Below are 17,055 nucleotides of genomic sequence, written 5' to 3'. Positions count from 1 at the left end.
CAGCATTTAATCGGCGGCCGGCGCAGGATAGCTGACCTCCAGTATCTCCAGCTCCTCCACGCCGTGCGGCGCCTGGAAGCTGATGGTGTCGCCCTCGCGCGCCTTGGTCAGCGCGCGCGCCACCGGCGCCACCCAGCTGATCTTGCCGTTCAGCGGATCGAGCTCGTCGATGCCGACGATGGTGATGGTGCGCTCCTCGCCATCCTGGTTGCTGTAGGTGACGGTGGCGCCGAAGAACACCTGGTCGCTGCCGTGGTGGGCGCTGGGGTCGACGATGAAGGCCGAGTCCAGCCGCTTGGTCAGGAAGCGGATGCGGCGGTCGATCTCGCGCAGGCGGCGCTTGCCGTAGATGTAGTCGCCGTTCTCCGAGCGGTCGCCGTTGGAGGCGGCCCAGTGCACGATCTTCACCACCTCCGGCCGCTCGACGTCGATCAGCCGCAGCAGCTCATCCTTGATGCGCTGGTAGCCCTCCGGCCGGATGTAGTTCTTGGAGCCGGGCGGGATCGCCAACGCCAGCGCGGCGGCCTCGTCGTCCTCGTCCCCGTCCGATTCTTTGACAAATGCTTTATTCATACCAATTATTGTAGCGGCTTTCACGTATCATACATGCCATGCGTCCAGCCGTCCCCCCTCCCGCCGACAGTCAGGCCCTGCTCACCGAACTGGAGCAGGTGCGCGCGCGCTTCGCCGCCATCGTCTCCAACACGCCGGGCCTGGTGTACCAGTTCGTGCTGCATGCCGACGGCGGCGTCAGCTTCCCCTACCTGAGCGAGGGCTGCCTGGCGCTGCTGGGCCTGACCGCCGCCGAGCTGCACGCCCGGCCGCAGCGCTTCCTCGAACTGATCCTCGAGGACGACCGCCAGTCCTACCTCGACGCCATGCGCGCCTCGGCCAACGCGCTGTGGAGCTGGAACTGGGAGGGCCGCATCTGGGTCGAGGCCTGGAAGGACGTCAAGTGGATCAACCTGCGCTGCACCCCGCACGCGCTGGCGGACGGCGCGGTGCGCTGGGACGGCATCATGACCAACATCACCGCCAGCAAGCTGGAGCAGCTGGAGGTGCGCCACTCGCGCGCCCGCCTGGCCGAGCTGAGCGCCCACACCGACCGCGTCAAGGAACAGGAGCGCAGCCGCATCGCGCGCGAGATCCACGACGAGCTGGGGGGCAACCTGACCGCCATCAAGATGGCGCTGGCCATGCTGGCCGCCCGCCTCGACGGCGCCGACCCGGCGCTGCGCGAGAAGACCGACTACGTCGACGCCCTGGTCGACCGCACCATCGAGGCCGTGCACCGCATCGCGCTCGACCTGCGCCCGGCCCTGCTCGACCTCGGCCTGGTGGCGGCGCTCGAATGGCAGGTCAAGGAGTTCGGCAAGCAAACCGGCATCCACAGCTGCTTCAGCGCCAACCAGCGCGACATCGGCCTCGACAACGACCAGGCCACCGCCCTGTTCCGCATCGCCCAGGAGGCGCTGACCAATGTCGCCAAGCACGCGCACGCCAGCAAGGTCACCGTCAAGCTGGCGCGGCTGCGCCACCACGTGAGCCTGAAGATCGCCGACAACGGCCGCGGCATCCGCCAGGCCGACCGCGCCAAGCCCGACTCCTTCGGCCTGCGCGGCATGGCCGAACGCGCGCGCGCGCTGGGCGGCACGTTGACGCTGAGCCACGCCGGCGGCGGCGGCACGGTGGTGGCCATCAAAATAAAACGCGACACGGTACGCGACGGCCTCATCGCGGCCGCCGCTGGCGCTACAATAGCGGAAGAAAACATTTCCGCGTCGAAATAATGTGTCTCGCGGCACCGGCGCTGGACACAACAGGGTAGAGATTGATGACAGAAAAAGCCACCATCAAGGTGTTCATCGCCGATGACCACGCCATCGTGCGGGAGGGCTTGAAGCAAATCCTGGCGGAGACGCGCGACATCGTGGTGGCCGGCGAGGCCGAGAGCGGGCTGGACGCGGTCAAGCTGTTCCGCAAGTCCGGCTGCCAGGTGATGCTGCTCGACATCTCGCTGCCGGACCGCAGCGGCATCGAGGTGCTCAAGCAGATCAAGAAGGAAAGGCCGGAGCTGGCGGTGCTGATGCTGTCCATGCACCGCGAGGACCAGTACGCGATCCGCTCGCTCAAGGCCGGCGCGGCCGGCTACCTCACCAAGCAGAGCGCGCCCAAGGAGCTGGTCAACGCGATCCGCCAGGTCGCCGGCGGCCTCAAGTACATCAGCGCGGCGCTGGCGCAGGAGCTGGCCAACCACGTCAACGACGACCACGAGGCGCCGCCGCACGAGACCCTGTCCGACCGCGAGTACCAGACCCTGACCATGATCGCCTCCGGCAAGACGGTGGGCATGATCGCCAAGGAGCTGTCGCTGTCGGTCAAGACCGTGAGCGAGTACCGCGCGCGCCTGCTGGTGAAGATGAAGCTGAAAAACAGCGCCGAGCTGACCCACTACGCGATAAAAAACCAACTGATCGAATAAGCGGAGTTAAGATAGTTATACACGGATGAAAGCCACCTTCCCGCCCCTGTTTCGAGTATTGCCGGGTGGACAGCTCGCTTATCATAGACGTAATTGGTAATCCATTAAGAGGTCCGCGCGTCACATGTCCAGCAAACCACCCACTCCCGAGCAGAACCCGGCCGACATCGCACGCGAGGCGTTCCGCCGCCTGGCGGTGCGCCGCATCGCGCCGACGCCGGAGGCCTACCGCGACATTTACAACGAGATCGCCGGCGTCGCGCCCGAGCCGCCCGCCCCGGCCGCCCCGCCGGGCAGCGCCGATCCGGGCCCGGAATCGGTGCTCAGCCAGTTCGCCGCCCGCCTCGGCGAAAACAGCGGCGAGCTGGCCGAGTTCGGCCGCCGCTTCAACCGCGCGGTCAAGACGCGCGACTGGGACGGCTACGCGCGCGCGCTGTCGCAGCTGGTCGAGAAGCACTTCGTGGCGCCCAAAAAAGGCATCGAGGTGGCCGGCCTGGCGGGCGAGGAAAGCGAGCAGGCCCGCGTGCTGCGCGACCTGCTGAGCCGCACCCTGACCTTCGCGGTGGCGTCGCTGCTGGCGGGCGCGCCGGTGCTGGTGGCCGAGGCCGAGTCGCTGGGCGCCGCCACCAAGGCCGCCCACAGCGAGGAGGCGCTGGCCGAGATCGCCGTGCGCCTGAAACAGCTGTGCTACCAGATCGAGCTGCGCGGCGGCGACAGCGGCGAGCAGCAGGAATTGCTGCTGCGCCTGTTCAAGCTGCTGCTGGAGAACGTCAGCGAGCTGCTCGACGACGACAGCTGGCTGCGCGGCCAGATCGAGGCGGTGCAGAACCTGATCGCCGGCCCGCTGGACGTGCGCGCGCTGGAGGAGGCCACGCGCAGCCTGAAGGAAGTGATCTACAAGCAGGGCCAGCTCAAGCACAGCCTGGCGGACGTCAAGCTCACCGTCAAGAACATGATGATGACCTTCATCGACCGCCTCGGCCAAGTGGCGGCCTCGACCGGGGACTTCCACGAGAAGATCGGCGGCTATTCGGAAAAGATCAGCAAGGCCGACAATATCGCCGAGCTCAACAGCATTCTCGACGAGGTGCTCAAGGAAACCCGCATCGTCCAGAACGAGGCGCTCAAGGCGCGCGACAAGATGATGCTGGCCAAGCAGGAGGTGCAGGACGCCGAGGCGCGCATCCACACGCTGGAGGCCAAGCTGCAGCACTTGAGCGAGCTGGTGCGCGAGGACCAGCTCACCGGCAGCCTCAACCGCCGTGGCCTGGACGATGTGTTCGAGCGCGAGACCGCGCGCTCGGACCGCCGCGGCACGCCGCTGTGCATCGCCGTGCTGGACCTGGACGATTTCAAGAAGCTCAACGACACCTACGGCCACATCGCCGGCGACGCCGCCCTCAAGCACCTGGTCAAGATCGTCAAGGACACGCTGCGCTCGATGGACGTGATCGCCCGCTTCGGCGGCGAGGAATTCCTGATCCTGATGCCGGAAACCACGGTCGAGGCGGCCGCCAGCACGATGACCCGCCTGCAGCGCGAGCTGACCAAGCACTTCTTCCTGCACGATAACGAGAAGGTCCTGATCACCTTCTCGGCCGGGGTGGCCCTGCGCCGCCCCAACGAGGAGCAGACCGAGCTGGTGAAACGGGCCGACAAGGCCATGTACACCGCCAAGCAGACCGGCAAGAACCGCGTGGTGGTGGCCGACTAGGCCGTTTTCCCCGCCCACGCCCCAGCAGCCCGGCCCCGCGCCGGGCTTTTTTTCGCCGCGCCGGCCGCGAAATAAATTTTTTTTCACCCTAAAGTTTCATTTTTTGCCGTCGTTTAGACGCTCATGCGTGGCGAACTTTAGCCCCGAAAGCAAAAATTTTCCCGCTTTTTCTCCCTAAACTTTCCACATGGGAACCCGTTACCGAGAATAACTGCGGTTTGATTGCCTCGGAAGCAGAGAGGCAGACCAAGGGGAATTGAGGCATCCGGCCCACAATAAGTAGCACCAGTTTGGAGAAACATCATGGCACAAGTCATCAACACTAATATTGCTTCGCTGAATTCGCAACGTAACCTGACCTCCTCGCAAGCCAATCTGTCGACCTCGCTGCAACGCCTGTCGTCCGGTCTGCGCATCAACAGCGCAAAAGACGACGCTGCCGGTCTGGCTATCTCCGAGCGTTTCACGTCGCAGATTCGCGGCAATACCACGGCCGCCCGTAACGCCAACGACGGTATCTCGCTGGCGCAGACGGCCGAGGGTGGCTTGAGCACCGCCGGCGATCTGCTGCAGCGTATCCGCGAACTGGCCGTGCAGTCGGCCAACGGCACCAACTCCGATTCGGACCGCAAGTCGATCCAGAACGAGGTGTCGGCCCTGTCGAACGAACTGAACCGCGTGGCCAACACCACCCAGTTCAACGGCCAGAACGTGCTGGACGGCTCGCTGACCTCGGCCCAGTTCCAGGTCGGCGCCAACTCCGGCCAGACCATCAACATCGGCGTGCAATCGGCCAAGGCCACCGACCTGGGCAACAACACCCTGTCCTCGTCCACCGGCGGCGCCGGCGCCGACTCCACCACCCTGTCGCAAGCCTTCGCCAGCGCGGCCGGCACCAACAACGTCGCCGCCGACGAGACCCTGACCATCAAGTCCGGCAATGGCATCAGCACCGACCTGACCATCAAGGGCGCGGCCACCAACGCCTCGGGCAAGGGCGACAGCGCCGCGAAAATCGCGGCCAACATCAACGGCCTGAGCGGCACCACCGGCGTCACCGCCACCGCCTCGACCCAAGCCACCATCACCGGCATCACCGATGGCGCGGTCCAGTTCGACCTGCGCGGCGCCAACTCGGTGGCCAACGACGCGACCTCGAAAGCGGTCACCATCTCGGCCAAGGTAGTGGGCGGCGACCTGTCGGCGCTGGCCCAGGCCATCAACGCGCAGAGCGGCACCACCGCCGTGACCGCGTCGATCAAGAAAGATGGCGCTGGCGTATCCTCGCTGGTTCTGAGCAATAACAACGGCGATGACATCAACATCACCAACGATCTGGCGGACGCAACCGGTCTGGGCAGCGCCTCGATCGCTGGCGCGAGCACCCCGGCCAATGGCACGACCGCCGCCGTGAACGCCCCGGCCGTCGCCATTCCGATCTCGACCGCAGGCCAGTCGGTCACCGTGGGCGGCAAGCTGAGCTTCTCGTCGGATTCCGGTTTCTCGATCAGCTCGACCGGCACCGCCGTGCTGGGCGGCACCGCCGGCACCGCGATCGGCTCCGACCTGCAATCGGTCGCCAAGCTGGACGTGAGCACGGTCGACGGCGCGAACGCCGCGCTGAAAACCATCGACTCGGCCCTGAACCAGATCAACAGCAACCGCGCCGCGCTGGGTGCGATCCAGAACCGTTTCGCCTCGACCATCTCGAACCTGAACACCGCGACCGAGAACCTGTCGGCTTCCCGTAGCCGTATCCAGGACACCGACTTCGCCGCGGAGACCGCAAGCCTGACCCGCGGCCAGATCCTGCAACAGGCCGGCACCGCGATCTTGGCCCAAGCCAACTCGCTGCCGAACGGCGTGCTGTCGCTGCTGCGTGGCTAAAATCCGGGGATGAGACGGCGCCGCAAGCGCCGCCGTAACCAGGTTCCCCGGCTGATTTCATCAGTCGGGGATTTTTCGTAAAGGAAGCATCATGACTATCGATACCATAGGCTCGGCCACCTCGGCCGCGAGCGGCCGCCCGGCCGAGCGCGCCCCGGTCAGTTCCGACGCCGCCGCCCAGGGCGCCGCGCGCGCCCCGGCCACCGCCGTCGAGACCGCCGCCGCGGTGCGCGCGCCGGCGGCCGCGCCCTCGCTCGAGCAGGTGAGCGAGGCGGTGTCGCAGCTGAACAAGTCGGTGCAGGCCAAGTCGCAGGGCCTGGAGTTCTCCATCGACAGCGACAGCAAGCGCACCGTGGTCAAGGTGGTCGACCAGACCACCAAGGAAGTGCTGCGCCAGATTCCCACGCCCGAGGCGCTGGAAATCGCCAAATCGCTGGAGGCCAAATCCAGCACCGGTCTGCTGATCCAGCAAACCGCCTGAGGCGGCCGCGCCCCGCGCGCGCCGCTTTTTTCCCATCTGTGGCATCCTGACCCCGGGAGCGCCGTCTCCGCCATTGCTGCGCGTCAGCACGTCTTTCCAGCCCGTTAACGCTGCCGCCTGTATCCGCTTCGCGCGAACTGGCGGGTGTTCTCCCCTCTCAAGTCCGGTTTGATTCTGCCGATATTGTCTTATATTATTGTTTTACTTAGGAGCACATCGTGGGCCTCTCTTCTCCCGGCATCGGTTCCGGCATCGACGTCAACACCATCGTCAGCAAGCTGATGGCGGTGGAGTCCGCGCCGCTGGCGGACTTCGACAAGAAGTCGGCCAGCTACCTGGCGCAGGTGTCCGCCTTCGGCAACCTGTCCAGCGCGCTGGGCTCGTTCCAGTCCTCGCTGTCGAGCCTGACGTCGCTGTCCGGCTTCCAGACCATGTCGGCCACGCCCGGCGACGCCTCGGTGCTGACCGCCTCGGCCACCGGCACCGCGATCCCGGGCAGCTACCGCATCAACGTCACCCAGGTGGCGCAGGCGCAGACGCTGGCCTCGGGCGGCTACAAGACCACCACCGCGGCCATCGGCACCGGCGCCAAGACCACGATTAACTTTTCGCTCGGCACCGTCAGCGGCGGCACCTTCGGCCTGACCGGCGGCGCCCTCGGCGCCAGCCTCAGCACCAGCGGCCTGACGCCGGGCGCGCTCACCATCAACAACACCGCGATCGCCACCGACGGCACCACCCGCAGCGCGCGCCTGCTGGCCGACGCCATCAACGCCAAGAGCACCACCACCGGGGTGTCGGCCAAGGCCGCCGCCACCGTCACCAGCGCCACCCTGTTCGGCAGCGGCGGCGCCTCCAGCTTCGGCGACATCGACACCAGCGGCGGCGGCACCTATTCGCTGTCGGTGGGCGGCGTGGAAATCGCCGTGCAGGCGGCCGGCGTGGCCGGCGGCGGCGGCGTCACCGCCGCCTCGCTGGACGCGGCGCTGAGCGGCAACACCGCCGTGGCGCGCGCGCTGGCCGACGCCAACATCACCGTCAGCGGCACGGCCGCCGACGGCACCCTGCAATTCACCAACGCCGACGGCTCGAATATCGCGGTGGCCGAGGCGGTGTCGGGCACGGTGACGGGCGGCATCGGCAACGCCGCCGGCGCGGCCAACATCGGTTCCAGCACCACCGCGGTCAGCTCCATCTCGCTGATCTCGGCCGACGGCAGCCCGATCACGGTGGGCGGCACCAATCCGGCCGGGGCCGGCTTCACGGCCGGTGTCGGCGGCGCCTACCTCGGCGCCAGCTTCACCGCCGACTCCTCGCGCACCAGCGGCAACATCGTGATCGACAGCACCAACAACACGCTGGCCGGCATCGTCGCGGCCATCAACAAGGGCAACTTCGGCGTCACCGCCAGCATCGTCTCGGACGGTTCGACCGGCACCAACGCCACGCCCAACCGCCTGATCCTGACCTCGAGCGCCACCGGCGTCAGCTCGACCATGAAAATCACGCTGAGCGGCTCGGGCGGCGACCCGGCCGACCCGGCGCTGGAGGCGCTGCTGGGCTACGACCCGGCCGGCGTCCAGAACCTGAGCCAGAAGGCGGCGGCGGCCGACACCAAGGCCACCGTCAACGGCATCGACGTCACCAGCTCCAGCGCCGGCATCTCGGGCGCCATCAGCGGCGTCACCCTGAGCACGCTCAAGACCGGCAGCACCACGCTGACCATCGCCAAGGACTCGACCGCGCTGAACAGCTCGGTGAGCGGTTTCGTCAAGGCCTACAACGACCTCAACTCGCAGATCAACCAGCTGAGCGGCTACAACACCGACACCAAGACCGGCGGCCCGCTGCTGGGCGACTCCACCATCCGCAACCTGAGCGCCTCGATCCGGCGCCAGATGTCGAGCTCGATCACCGGGCTGGAGGGCAGCAAGCTGACCAACCTGTCGCAGATCGGCATCTCGTTCCAGAAGGATGGCACGCTGACGCTGGACTCCAGCAAGCTCGGCAAGGCGATCAACGACAACTACGGCGACATCGCCGGCCTGTTCGCGGCGGTCGGCCGCGGCACCGACCCCGACATCAAGTTCGTCAGCTCGACCGCCAAGACCCAGGCCGGCGACTACCGGATCGACATCAGCCAGCTGGCCACCCAGGGCACGCTGCAGGGCGACGCCGTGCTGCCGGCCGAGACCACCATCGACGCCGACACCAGCTGGACCGTGACGCTGAACGACACCACCCCGTCCAACGTCAACAACACCGCCACCATCACGCTGCCGGCCGGCACCTACAACCCGAGCCAGCTGGCCACCATGCTGCAGTCGGCCATCAACGGCGTGAGCGCGTTCTCGAGCGCCGGCGCCACCGTCACCGCCAGCGTCGGCGACGACGGCACGCTCAAGCTGAACTCGACGCGCTATGGCTCCAAGTCCAACATCCACATCAACACCGCCAGCGGCACCTCGGTCGCCACCGTGTTCGGCGGCGGCACCCCGGTGGATGGCAAGGACGTGGCCGGCACCATCGGCGGCTACACCGCCACCGGCGACGGCCAGACCCTGACCGGCGCGGCCGGCGCGCCGATCGAGGGCCTGAAACTGACGGTCACCGGCGACACCACCGGCTCGCGCGGCAGCTTCGGCTTTTCGCAAGGCTATGCCTATCAGCTCAACATGCTGACGGCCGGCTACCTCGGCGCCGACGGCGCCATCACCAGCCGCACCAAGGGCTTGAACAACACCGTCAAGGATATCGACAAGCAGAAGACCGCCTTCAGCGACCGCCTGACCGATATCGAGAAGCGCTACCGCGCGCAATACTCGGCGCTCGACACCTCGATCGCCAGCATGAATACCACCGCGTCGTTCTTGACGCAGCAGTTTGCGGCCATGGCCAAGGCCTGACCGCAAGCGCACTCACAGGAGAGCAAGTATGTTCGGATCTCGACAAACTGGTGTCAGCGCCTATGCCAAGGTTGGCATGGAAACCGGCGTGGTGGCCGCCAGTCCCCACAAGCTGATCGTGATGCTGTTCGACGGCGCGCTGGTCGCGCTCAGCACGGCGCTGAACGGCATGCGCAGTGGCAATATTGGCGAGAAGGGCAAATCGATTTCCAAGGCCATCATGATCATCGACAGCGGCCTGCGCGCCGCGCTCGACAAGAAGGCCGGCGGCGAGATCGCCGAGGGGCTGGACGCGCTGTACGAGTACATGAGCGCGCGTCTGCTCACGGCCAACCTCAACAACGACCCCAGCATCATCGAAGAAGTGCAGCGCCTGCTGACCGAGTTGCGCGACGCCTGGAACGCGATCGCCGACACCCCCGCCGCCACCGGCATCCACCCCACCACCAACCTCGCGAGCGCCTGATTTATGATGACGATTCCAGAAGTTCTCTCCGTGTACGCCGCCATGGCCGACCTGACCGAGCAGATGGTGCAAGCGGCCACCCGCAGCGACTGGGACGCGCTGGTGGCGCTCGAGCAGCGCTGCGCCGCCCACGTGCAGGTGCTGCGCGCGCAGGAGCCGCAGCAGCCGATGAGCGGCGCCGAGCGCGAGCGCAAAATCGAACTGATACGCCAGATGCTCAACGCCGACCGCCAGATCCGCGACCTGACCATGCCGTGGATGGCGCAACTGTCCAAACTGATCAATTCCACCGGCGCCGAACGGCGCGTCGTTACCGCCTACGGTAGCGTCTAAAGCGGGCGCGCGCCATGTTGCCGCGTCTGGACGTCAGCGTCGCGCCGGTCAAGCCGGCCGATGGCGCCGGCGCCGGCGTCGCCATCGGTGACGGCCGCCAGGCCGCGTTCCAGCGCGCCGTGCAAAACCTGGTCGGCCAGACCGTGCCGGCCGAGGTGATGTCCAAGCTCAAGGATGGCAGCTACCTGGTCAAGGTGGCCGACAACGCCGTGCGCCTGATGCTGCCGGGCGACACCCAGGTCGGCACCAGCGTGCCGCTGACCGTGCTGAGCGCGCAACCGCGCCCCACTTTCCAGCTCGGCAATAGCACGCCGGGCGGCGCCCCCACCCTGCTGTACACCGACGGCGGCCTGACCGAAGGCGGCGAAGCGGCCAGCCTGCCCTCGCAAGGCGCCGCCGTGTATGTGCCCGGCGGCGGCAAGCCGCCGGCCGGCGCTGGCCAACCCGGTCTGCCGGGACAGTCGGCCGCCAGCGGCGATGGCGCCGCGCCTGCCGAAGGCGAGGCCGTGCCCGGCCAGCCCCGGCCGGGCGCCCCCAACGCCGCGGCCGGCGGCGCGGCCGGCAACCCGAACGCGGCGAACACAGCAGCCTCGGCGCGGCCAGGCCTGCCGGCCGGCGCGGCGGATACCCCGGAGCAAGCCGCCGCCACGCCAGCAGGCCGCCCCGCCGTGCCAGCGGGCGCCACGCCCATTGCGGCCGCCGCGCCGGGCATGCCGGCGGGCGCCGCCCAGGCCCAGGCCGCCGCCACCCTGACGGCGGGCAACCCTGCCGCCGCCGCGCCGGCCGACGGCGCCAAGCCGCAAAGCCTGGCCGCCACCCTGCTGGGCAAGGCGCCGCTGACGCCGGCGCATGAACTGCCGGCGCTGACCGCCAACACCCCGCAAGCCACGCTGAGCAGCGCCGCCCGCGTGCTCACCACCATCCTCAGCACCACCACCCAGGCAGGACAGGCCGCGCAGGCCGCCCTGATCGGCAAGACCGCCCTGTTCGGCAACGCCGCGCCCGACACCGACGTGCTGGCGCAAAAGCTGCACGACACCATCTCCAAGAGCGGCCTGTTCTACGAATCGCACGTGGCCGAGTGGGCCAAGGGCGAGCGCCCGCTGGCCGAGCTGATGCGCGAGCCGCAGATGCAGCGCCTGCTGCAGCAAGGCGGCGAGGCGGCCGCGCGCGCGGCCAGCGGCGGCCCCGACCTGAGCGCCGCGCAGATGATCAACCAGCAATTGCACACGCAGGAACAGCACCGCGTGCTGTGGCAGGGCCAGGCGTGGCCGGGCCAGGACATGCAATGGGAAGTGCGGCGCGACCAGCGCGAGGGTCGGCCGGACGGCGGCGGCGACGCCGAGGCCGGCCAGGAGCAGATCTGGCGCAGCGGCGTGCGTTTCCGGCTGCCGCTGCTGGGCGCGGTGTCGGCGGCGGTGACGCTGATCGGCGAGCAGGTCCACATCCAGGTGCAGACCGACAGCGACGGCAGCGCCAGCACCCTGCGCGCCTACGCCGGCCAGCTGGAAAGCGCGATGGCGGCGGCCGGCGCGCAACTGTCGTCGCTGACCATCAGCCAGGAGGAGGATGGCCATGACGGATGACGCCCCGCGCAAGCCGCTGCAGCAGGCGGTGGCGCTGGCCTACGACAGCGGCCAGCCGGCGCCCAAGGTGGTGGCCAAGGGCCGCGGCCTGGTGGCCGAGCAGATCATCCACGTCGCGCAGGAGGCCGGGGTGGCCATCCACGAGTCCAAGGAACTTGTTTCCCTGCTCATGGAAGTTGATCTGGACCAACAAATCCCCCCCATCCTCTATCGTACAATTGCGGAACTATTGGCCTGGCTATATCATATTGAAGCAGCGCAAAAGTCTGGTCTGCCCCTGCCCCCGGCGCCGGACACCAGCATCCCCTTGACCGAAATTTGACGCGAATTGGCCCCCAGATGTACCCACACTTTCAGGATGCGGAATTGGAAAACTGGCACGATTTTGAGGTCGAATCGCGGCGCGAGATCTTTGCCCTGCTGCGCGGCATCGGCGAGAAAAACCAGCTGATCCGCATGTTGATCCATGGCGAAGCCGACGTGTGCGTGACCTCCATCCTGGACGTGGACGAGCCCGGCAACGCGGTCTACCTGGACTGTTCGATCGACCAGGAGCAGAACAAGCGCATCCTGGCCTCGCGCCAGCTGTCGTTCGAGACCACGCTGGACAAGGTGCGCATCCTGTTCGCCGCCGACCAGATCGAGGCCACCACCCACGAGGGCAACCCGGCCTTCAGGATACCGTTCCCTGAGACCCTGATCCGCCTGCAGCGGCGCGAGTATTACCGGATCGCCACGCCGGTGACCAACCCGGTGCGGGTGCAGATCGCGCTGCCGGCCGAGCTGGGCGGGCCGACCACCTTCCCGCTGGCCGACATCAGCTGCGGCGGCATCGCCATCCTGGACAACAAAATGCTGCTGGGCGACGCCATCGGCAAGAACTACGCCGACTGCCGCATCGACCTGCCGGAGATCGGCCAGGTGACGACCGCGCTACAGGTGCGCAACTCGCTCGACCTGACGCTGCTGAACAACAAGACCAACCGCCGGCTGGGTTGCGAGTTCGTCAACATCCCGCGCGGCATGCTGGCCTACGTGCAGCGCTACATCACCCGGCTGGAGCGCGAGCGCAACGCCCGCATCGCCGGCCTCACCTAAATCCGGGGTCAGGTCCTCCATTTCTACACGAGCCCAGCGGTAGGCGCGCCTACCGCTGGGCTCGTGTAGAAATGGAGGACCTGACCCCGGAGTTTTAGACCTGCATGTTCATGATGTCGTGGTAGGCCGACACCAGCTTGTTGCGCACCTGGATCGTGCCCTGGAAGTTGATGCTGGCTTTTTGTTGCGCGATCATCACATCCGACAGGCTCACGCTGTCGTCGCCCATGGCGAAGCGCTTGCTCATGCCGTCCGCCTCCACCTGGCTGGCGTTGACCGCGTCCAGCGACTTTTTCAACGCGTCCGAAAAGTCCGCCTTGGGCACCGCCGCCGGCTCGGTGGCGATCACCGGCGGCTGCAAGTCCGGCTTGGTGGCGTGCGCTTTCAACTGCGCGATCATGGCCTGGATTCGACTACTGTCAATTCCACCTGTAATCATTGCTGACTCCTTTTTTCTACGTGGTAGCAGAATAACAAGGAGCACGCCAGCCCCCAGCATCGAGCAGGACCGTAAACGGCGCTCTGTTCCCCCTATTGAATTTCCTGATTACAAGCAATAATGGCGGTATTCCTTCAAGAACCCTCACCCGGGACCTAACCATCATGGCCGTAGCGGAAGAAATCGACAACGCCACCGCAGCCGGCGCGCCAGACGACGGCGCCGAGAAGCTGCCCTTCATCCAGACGCCGATGGGGCGCAATTTCCTGCGCGCGGCCGGCGCCGCCGCCATCGTCGCCATCCTGATCGGCTTGTACCTGTGGAACAAGCCGCCCGAGTACGCCGTGCTGTTCTCCAATTACACCGACCGCGACGGCGGCGCCATCACGGCCGAGCTGGACAAGATGCAGGTCAAGCACAAATTCTCCGACAACGGCACCGCCATCCTGGTGCCGGCCGAGCAGGTGCACGACATCCGCCTGAAACTGGCCGCGCAAGGCCTGCCGAAAGGCGGCAACGTCGGCTTCGAGCTGATGGAGAACCAGAAGCTGGGCGTGTCGCAATTCCTGGAACAGGTCAACTACCAGCGCGCGCTCGAGGGCGAGCTGGCGCGCTCGGTGATGTCGCTGGCGCCGGTCGAGAACGCCCGCGTCCACCTGGCCCTGCCGAAACCGTCCGTGTTCGTGCGCGACCAGCAGAAGCCGACCGCCTCGGTGATCGTCACGCTGCACCCGAACCGCATGCTGGACCAGCAGCAAACCGGCGCCATCGTGCACCTGGTCGCCTCCAGCGTGCCGGACCTGATGCCGGCCAACGTCACCGTGGTCGACCAGGCCGGCAACCTGATTTCCGACCAGAACAAGACCGGCGCCAACGCCGCCAACGCCAAGCTCGACGAGCAGCAGCTGAAGTACGTCAAGGACCTGCAGGCGCAGGTGATCAAGCAGGTCGAGTCGATCGTCATCCCCATCGTCGGCGAGGGCAATGTGCGCGCCGAGGCGGTGGCCGACGTCGACTTCGCCAAGATCGAGCAGGCGTCGGAAAACTACAAGCCCAACTCGCCGCCGGCCGCCTCGGCCATCCGCAGCCAGCAGACCAGCGAGACCAACGGCAACAACAACGCCCAGAATCCGGGCGGCATCCCGGGCGCGCTGTCGAACCAGCCGCCGGGCACCGCCACCGCGCCGCTCAACCAGACCGCCGCCGCCAACGGCCCCAACGCGCCGGCGCCCGGCACGCCGCCGGGCACGGTGGCGGCCAACGGCGCGGCCGGCCCCACCCACAAGGAATCGACTACCAATTACGAAGTCGATAAAACTGTGCGTTACGAGCAACGCGGCATGGGCGGCCTGCGCCGCCTGACCGTGGCGGTGGTGGTCAATTACAAACGCATCATCGATAAGAACGGCAAAGTCACGGTAAAGGCCTATACTCCTGAAGAGATGGCCAAGATCAATGACCTGGTGCGCCAGGCCATGGGTTACAACCAGGACCGCGGCGACGCGGTCAGCGTGGCCAACTCGCCCTTCGACGGCGTCGACAAGCCTTACGAGCCGCCGCCGGAATGGTGGAAGGATCCGGCCAACCTGCCGATGGCGAAGGACCTGGCGAAGTTCCTGATCACCGCGCTGATCCTGCTGTACATCGTGCTGCGCATCGTGCGCCCGATGATGCGCCCGGTGTTCAAGAAGATCGACGAGATCAACGCGCCGGAGCCGGAACCGGAAGTGCCGGAGGAACCGGTGCCGGAAGAGCCGGACGAGGCGCTCATCGCCGAAGAAGAGCTGCGCAAGATGGAGGAAAACACCGCGCGCAGCTACCGCGACAACCTCGCCATGGCCAAGAAACTGGCCGTGGAAGACCCACGCATTGTGGCCAACGTGATCAAGGAATGGATAGGCGCAAATGACTGAGAATACCGGACTGCAAAAGGCCGCCATCCTGATGCTGGCGATGGGCGAGACCGAGGCCGCCGAGGTGATGAAGTTCCTCGGCCCGCGCGAGGTGTTGAAACTCGGCGCGGCGATGGCGACCATGAAGAACGTGCCGCACGAGGAGGTGGTCGGCACGCTCGACAATTTCCGCGACATGGTGGCGGCCGCCTCCACCGTGGGCCTCGACTCCGACGAGTACATCCGCCAGGTGCTGACCAAGGCGCTGGGCGACGACAAGGCCTCGGTGCTGCTGTCGCGCATCCTGGGCGGCAAGGACGCCTCCGGCATCGAGTCGCTGAAGTGGATGGATTCGCAATCCGTTGCCGAACTGATCCGCAACGAGCACCCGCAGATCATCGCCACCATCCTGGTCCACCTCGAGCGCGACCAGGCCTGCGAGATCCTCGGCCACTTCACCGACCGCCTGCGCAACGACGTGGTGCTGCGCATCGCCACCCTGGACGGCGTGCAGCCGGCCGCGCTGCGCGAGCTGAACGACGTGCTGACCAAGCTGCTGTCCGGCAACGAGAACATCAAGAAGTCGACCCTGGGCGGGGTGCGCGCGGCGGCCGAGATCCTCAACTTCATGTCCGGCGAGCAGGAAAGCTCGGTCATGGACAACATCAAGAACTACGACAACGACATGGCGCAGAAGATCATGGACGAGATGTTCGTGTTCGACAACCTGATCGATATCGACGACCGCGGCATCCAGCTGCTGCTGCGCGAGGTGCAGTCCGAGATGCTGATCATCGCGCTCAAGGGCGCGTCGCAGGAACTGCGCGACAAGATCTTCAAGAACATGTCGGCCCGTGCGTCGGAAATGATGCGCGAGGACCTGGAGTCGAAAGGCCCGGTGCGCCTGTCGGAAGTGGAAACCCAACAAAAGCAGATTCTGCAAATCGTGCGCCGCCTGGCCGACGAAGGCCAGATCGTGCTCGGTGGCAAAGGTGAGGATTCCTTCGTTTAATGGTTATTCATACAAAAGAAGCGCAGCCGGCATTCCAGCGCTGGGAGATGACCTCGTTTGGCGACGAGCGACCCAGCTCGATCGCCGTGCGCGAGGCGGAACAGCGCGAGCGCGACGCCGAAAATGCCCGGCTGGAAGCCGAGCAGCGCGTGCAGGAAGCCCTGCAGGCGCAGCAGGAGCAAATGGAAATGGGGCCGCCGCTGCCGCCGCCCATCGCCTACCCCACCGTGGAGGAGCTGGAAGCCATCCGCGAGCAGGCCCGCAAGGAAGGCTATGACGAGGGCCGCGAAGCCGGCCACGCCGACGCCATGGAAGCCGGCCTGCAAGCCAGCAAGGAGGAATTGCAACATGTGCGCGCGCTGGCCGACAGCTTCAGCACCGCGCTGCGCGACGCCGACCAGTTGATCGCCAACGAGGTGCTGGACCTGGCGCTGCAGCTGGCCAAGGGCATGCTGAAGAACGCGCTGCAGGTCAAGCCGGAGCTGATCCTGCCTATCGTGCGCGAGGCGATCGAGTACCTGCCGGTGCTGCAGCAGCCGGCGCTGCTGGTGCTGCACCCGGACGACGCCGCCACCGTGCGCGCCGGCATCGGCGAGGAACTGGACAAGGGCGGCTGGCGCGTGGTCGAGGACGCCAGCCTCGGCCGCGGCGGCTGCAAGGTCGACACCGCCAGCAACCAGATCGACGCCACCGCCGCCGCGCGCTGGCAACGCCTGAGCCACGCGCTCGGCAAAGAAGTGGACTGGCTGGCCTGAGATC

General features: G+C 66.8%; 16 protein-coding genes. 14 read left to right on the top strand and 2 right to left on the bottom strand.

The annotated features are described in order from the left end of the window. Positions 1–6 precede the first annotated feature (6 nt). Positions 7–573, bottom strand: coding sequence for a transcription elongation factor GreB (gene greB, locus FHW83_RS06205; RefSeq protein WP_176645464.1), 567 nt, complete (start codon positions 571–573; stop codon positions 7–9). A gap of 38 nt (positions 574–611) precedes the next feature. Between greB and FHW83_RS06200 the strand changes: the two genes are divergently transcribed. The 11 genes from FHW83_RS06200 (at position 612) to FHW83_RS06150 (ending at position 12,953) form a co-directional block, all read left to right on the top strand. Beyond that, a complete protein-coding gene (locus FHW83_RS06200; protein ID WP_176645463.1) occupies positions 612–1,790 on the top strand; it encodes a sensor histidine kinase in 1,179 nt (392 codons plus the stop codon). 44 nt (positions 1,791–1,834) lie between these two features. Then, a complete protein-coding gene (locus FHW83_RS06195) occupies positions 1,835–2,482 on the top strand; it encodes a response regulator transcription factor (protein ID WP_176645462.1) in 648 nt (215 codons plus the stop codon). 124 nt (positions 2,483–2,606) lie between these two features. Further along, positions 2,607–4,196 carry a GGDEF domain-containing protein gene (locus FHW83_RS06190; protein WP_176645461.1) on the top strand — a complete coding sequence of 530 codons (1,590 nt, stop codon included), beginning with the start codon at positions 2,607–2,609 and terminating at the stop codon, positions 4,194–4,196. 303 nt (positions 4,197–4,499) lie between these two features. Next, positions 4,500–6,083: a flagellin gene (locus tag FHW83_RS06185; protein WP_176645460.1), complete on the top strand. Its 1,584-nt coding sequence runs from the start codon at positions 4,500–4,502 to the stop codon at positions 6,081–6,083. Positions 6,084–6,174: 91 nt separating this feature from the next. After that, positions 6,175–6,564, top strand: coding sequence for a flagellar protein FlaG (locus FHW83_RS06180; protein WP_176645459.1), 390 nt, complete (start codon positions 6,175–6,177; stop codon positions 6,562–6,564). A gap of 218 nt (positions 6,565–6,782) precedes the next feature. Beyond that, entirely contained in the window at positions 6,783–9,470 is a 2,688-nt protein-coding gene (fliD, locus tag FHW83_RS31275; RefSeq protein ID WP_176645458.1) for a flagellar filament capping protein FliD, read from the top strand. Positions 9,471–9,498: 28 nt separating this feature from the next. Continuing rightward, positions 9,499–9,936, top strand: a complete 438-nt coding sequence (gene fliS, locus FHW83_RS06170; RefSeq protein ID WP_176645457.1) for a flagellar export chaperone FliS — start codon at positions 9,499–9,501, stop codon at positions 9,934–9,936. A gap of 3 nt (positions 9,937–9,939) precedes the next feature. Continuing rightward, the gene (locus FHW83_RS06165; protein ID WP_176645456.1) at positions 9,940–10,269 is read left to right on the top strand and encodes a flagellar protein FliT; all 330 of its coding nucleotides are present in this window, start codon (positions 9,940–9,942) and stop codon (positions 10,267–10,269) included. A gap of 14 nt (positions 10,270–10,283) precedes the next feature. Continuing rightward, the gene (locus FHW83_RS06160) at positions 10,284–11,855 is read left to right on the top strand and encodes a flagellar hook-length control protein FliK (protein ID WP_176645455.1); all 1,572 of its coding nucleotides are present in this window, start codon (positions 10,284–10,286) and stop codon (positions 11,853–11,855) included. Further along, positions 11,845–12,177: an EscU/YscU/HrcU family type III secretion system export apparatus switch protein gene (locus FHW83_RS06155; RefSeq protein ID WP_155468317.1), complete on the top strand. Its 333-nt coding sequence runs from the start codon at positions 11,845–11,847 to the stop codon at positions 12,175–12,177. Before FHW83_RS06160 ends, FHW83_RS06155 begins: the two co-directional genes overlap by 11 nt. A gap of 17 nt (positions 12,178–12,194) precedes the next feature. Beyond that, entirely contained in the window at positions 12,195–12,953 is a 759-nt protein-coding gene (locus FHW83_RS06150) for a flagellar brake protein (protein WP_176645454.1), read from the top strand. Positions 12,954–13,047: 94 nt separating this feature from the next. Here FHW83_RS06150 and fliE read toward each other — a convergent pair whose 3' ends face one another. Further along, entirely contained in the window at positions 13,048–13,392 is a 345-nt protein-coding gene (gene fliE, locus FHW83_RS06145) for a flagellar hook-basal body complex protein FliE (protein ID WP_176645453.1), read from the bottom strand. Positions 13,393–13,556: 164 nt separating this feature from the next. Between fliE and fliF the strand changes: the two genes are divergently transcribed. The 3 genes from fliF to FHW83_RS06130 are packed head-to-tail and all read left to right on the top strand — an operon-like array spanning position 13,557 to position 17,051. Beyond that, positions 13,557–15,305, top strand: a complete 1,749-nt coding sequence (gene fliF, locus FHW83_RS06140) for a flagellar basal-body MS-ring/collar protein FliF (protein WP_176645452.1) — start codon at positions 13,557–13,559, stop codon at positions 15,303–15,305. Continuing rightward, positions 15,298–16,296 (top strand): flagellar motor switch protein FliG, encoded by a 999-nt coding sequence (gene fliG, locus FHW83_RS06135; protein WP_092274555.1) that lies wholly within the window; start codon positions 15,298–15,300, stop codon positions 16,294–16,296. Before fliF ends, fliG begins: the two co-directional genes overlap by 8 nt. Continuing rightward, complete coding sequence (locus FHW83_RS06130) at positions 16,296–17,051, top strand: flagellar assembly protein FliH (protein ID WP_176645451.1); 756 nt, start codon at positions 16,296–16,298, stop codon at positions 17,049–17,051. Before fliG ends, FHW83_RS06130 begins: the two co-directional genes overlap by 1 nt. The last annotated feature ends 4 nt before the right edge of the window (positions 17,052–17,055 follow it).

It is taken from the genome of Duganella sp. SG902 (assembly GCF_013376005.1).
Taxonomy (GTDB): domain Bacteria; phylum Pseudomonadota; class Gammaproteobacteria; order Burkholderiales; family Burkholderiaceae_D; genus Rugamonas.
This window is presented reverse-complemented; position numbering and strand designations above follow the sequence as displayed.

Bases quoted from the DNA above. Each gene is read 5' to 3' on its own strand.
- FHW83_RS06180 (WP_176645459.1), top strand. From the start codon at position 6,175: ATGACTATCGATACCATAGGCTCGGCCACCTCGGCCGCGAGCGGCCGC.
- FHW83_RS06160 (WP_176645455.1), top strand. From the start codon at position 10,284: ATGTTGCCGCGTCTGGACGTCAGCGTCGCGCCGGTCAAGCCGGCCGAT.
- fliG (WP_092274555.1), top strand. From the start codon at position 15,298: ATGACTGAGAATACCGGACTGCAAAAGGCCGCCATCCTGATGCTGGCG.
- FHW83_RS06155 (WP_155468317.1), top strand. From the start codon at position 11,845: ATGACGGATGACGCCCCGCGCAAGCCGCTGCAGCAGGCGGTGGCGCTG.
- FHW83_RS06150 (WP_176645454.1), top strand. From the start codon at position 12,195: ATGTACCCACACTTTCAGGATGCGGAATTGGAAAACTGGCACGATTTT.
- FHW83_RS06130 (WP_176645451.1), top strand. From the start codon at position 16,296: ATGGTTATTCATACAAAAGAAGCGCAGCCGGCATTCCAGCGCTGGGAG.
- fliS (WP_176645457.1), top strand. From the start codon at position 9,499: ATGTTCGGATCTCGACAAACTGGTGTCAGCGCCTATGCCAAGGTTGGC.
- FHW83_RS06190 (WP_176645461.1), top strand. From the start codon at position 2,607: ATGTCCAGCAAACCACCCACTCCCGAGCAGAACCCGGCCGACATCGCA.
- fliE (WP_176645453.1), bottom strand. From the start codon at position 13,392: ATGATTACAGGTGGAATTGACAGTAGTCGAATCCAGGCCATGATCGCG.
- FHW83_RS06200 (WP_176645463.1), top strand. From the start codon at position 612: ATGCGTCCAGCCGTCCCCCCTCCCGCCGACAGTCAGGCCCTGCTCACC.
- greB (WP_176645464.1), bottom strand. From the start codon at position 573: ATGAATAAAGCATTTGTCAAAGAATCGGACGGGGACGAGGACGACGAG.
- FHW83_RS06185 (WP_176645460.1), top strand. From the start codon at position 4,500: ATGGCACAAGTCATCAACACTAATATTGCTTCGCTGAATTCGCAACGT.
- fliF (WP_176645452.1), top strand. From the start codon at position 13,557: ATGGCCGTAGCGGAAGAAATCGACAACGCCACCGCAGCCGGCGCGCCA.
- FHW83_RS06195 (WP_176645462.1), top strand. From the start codon at position 1,835: ATGACAGAAAAAGCCACCATCAAGGTGTTCATCGCCGATGACCACGCC.
- FHW83_RS06165 (WP_176645456.1), top strand. From the start codon at position 9,940: ATGATGACGATTCCAGAAGTTCTCTCCGTGTACGCCGCCATGGCCGAC.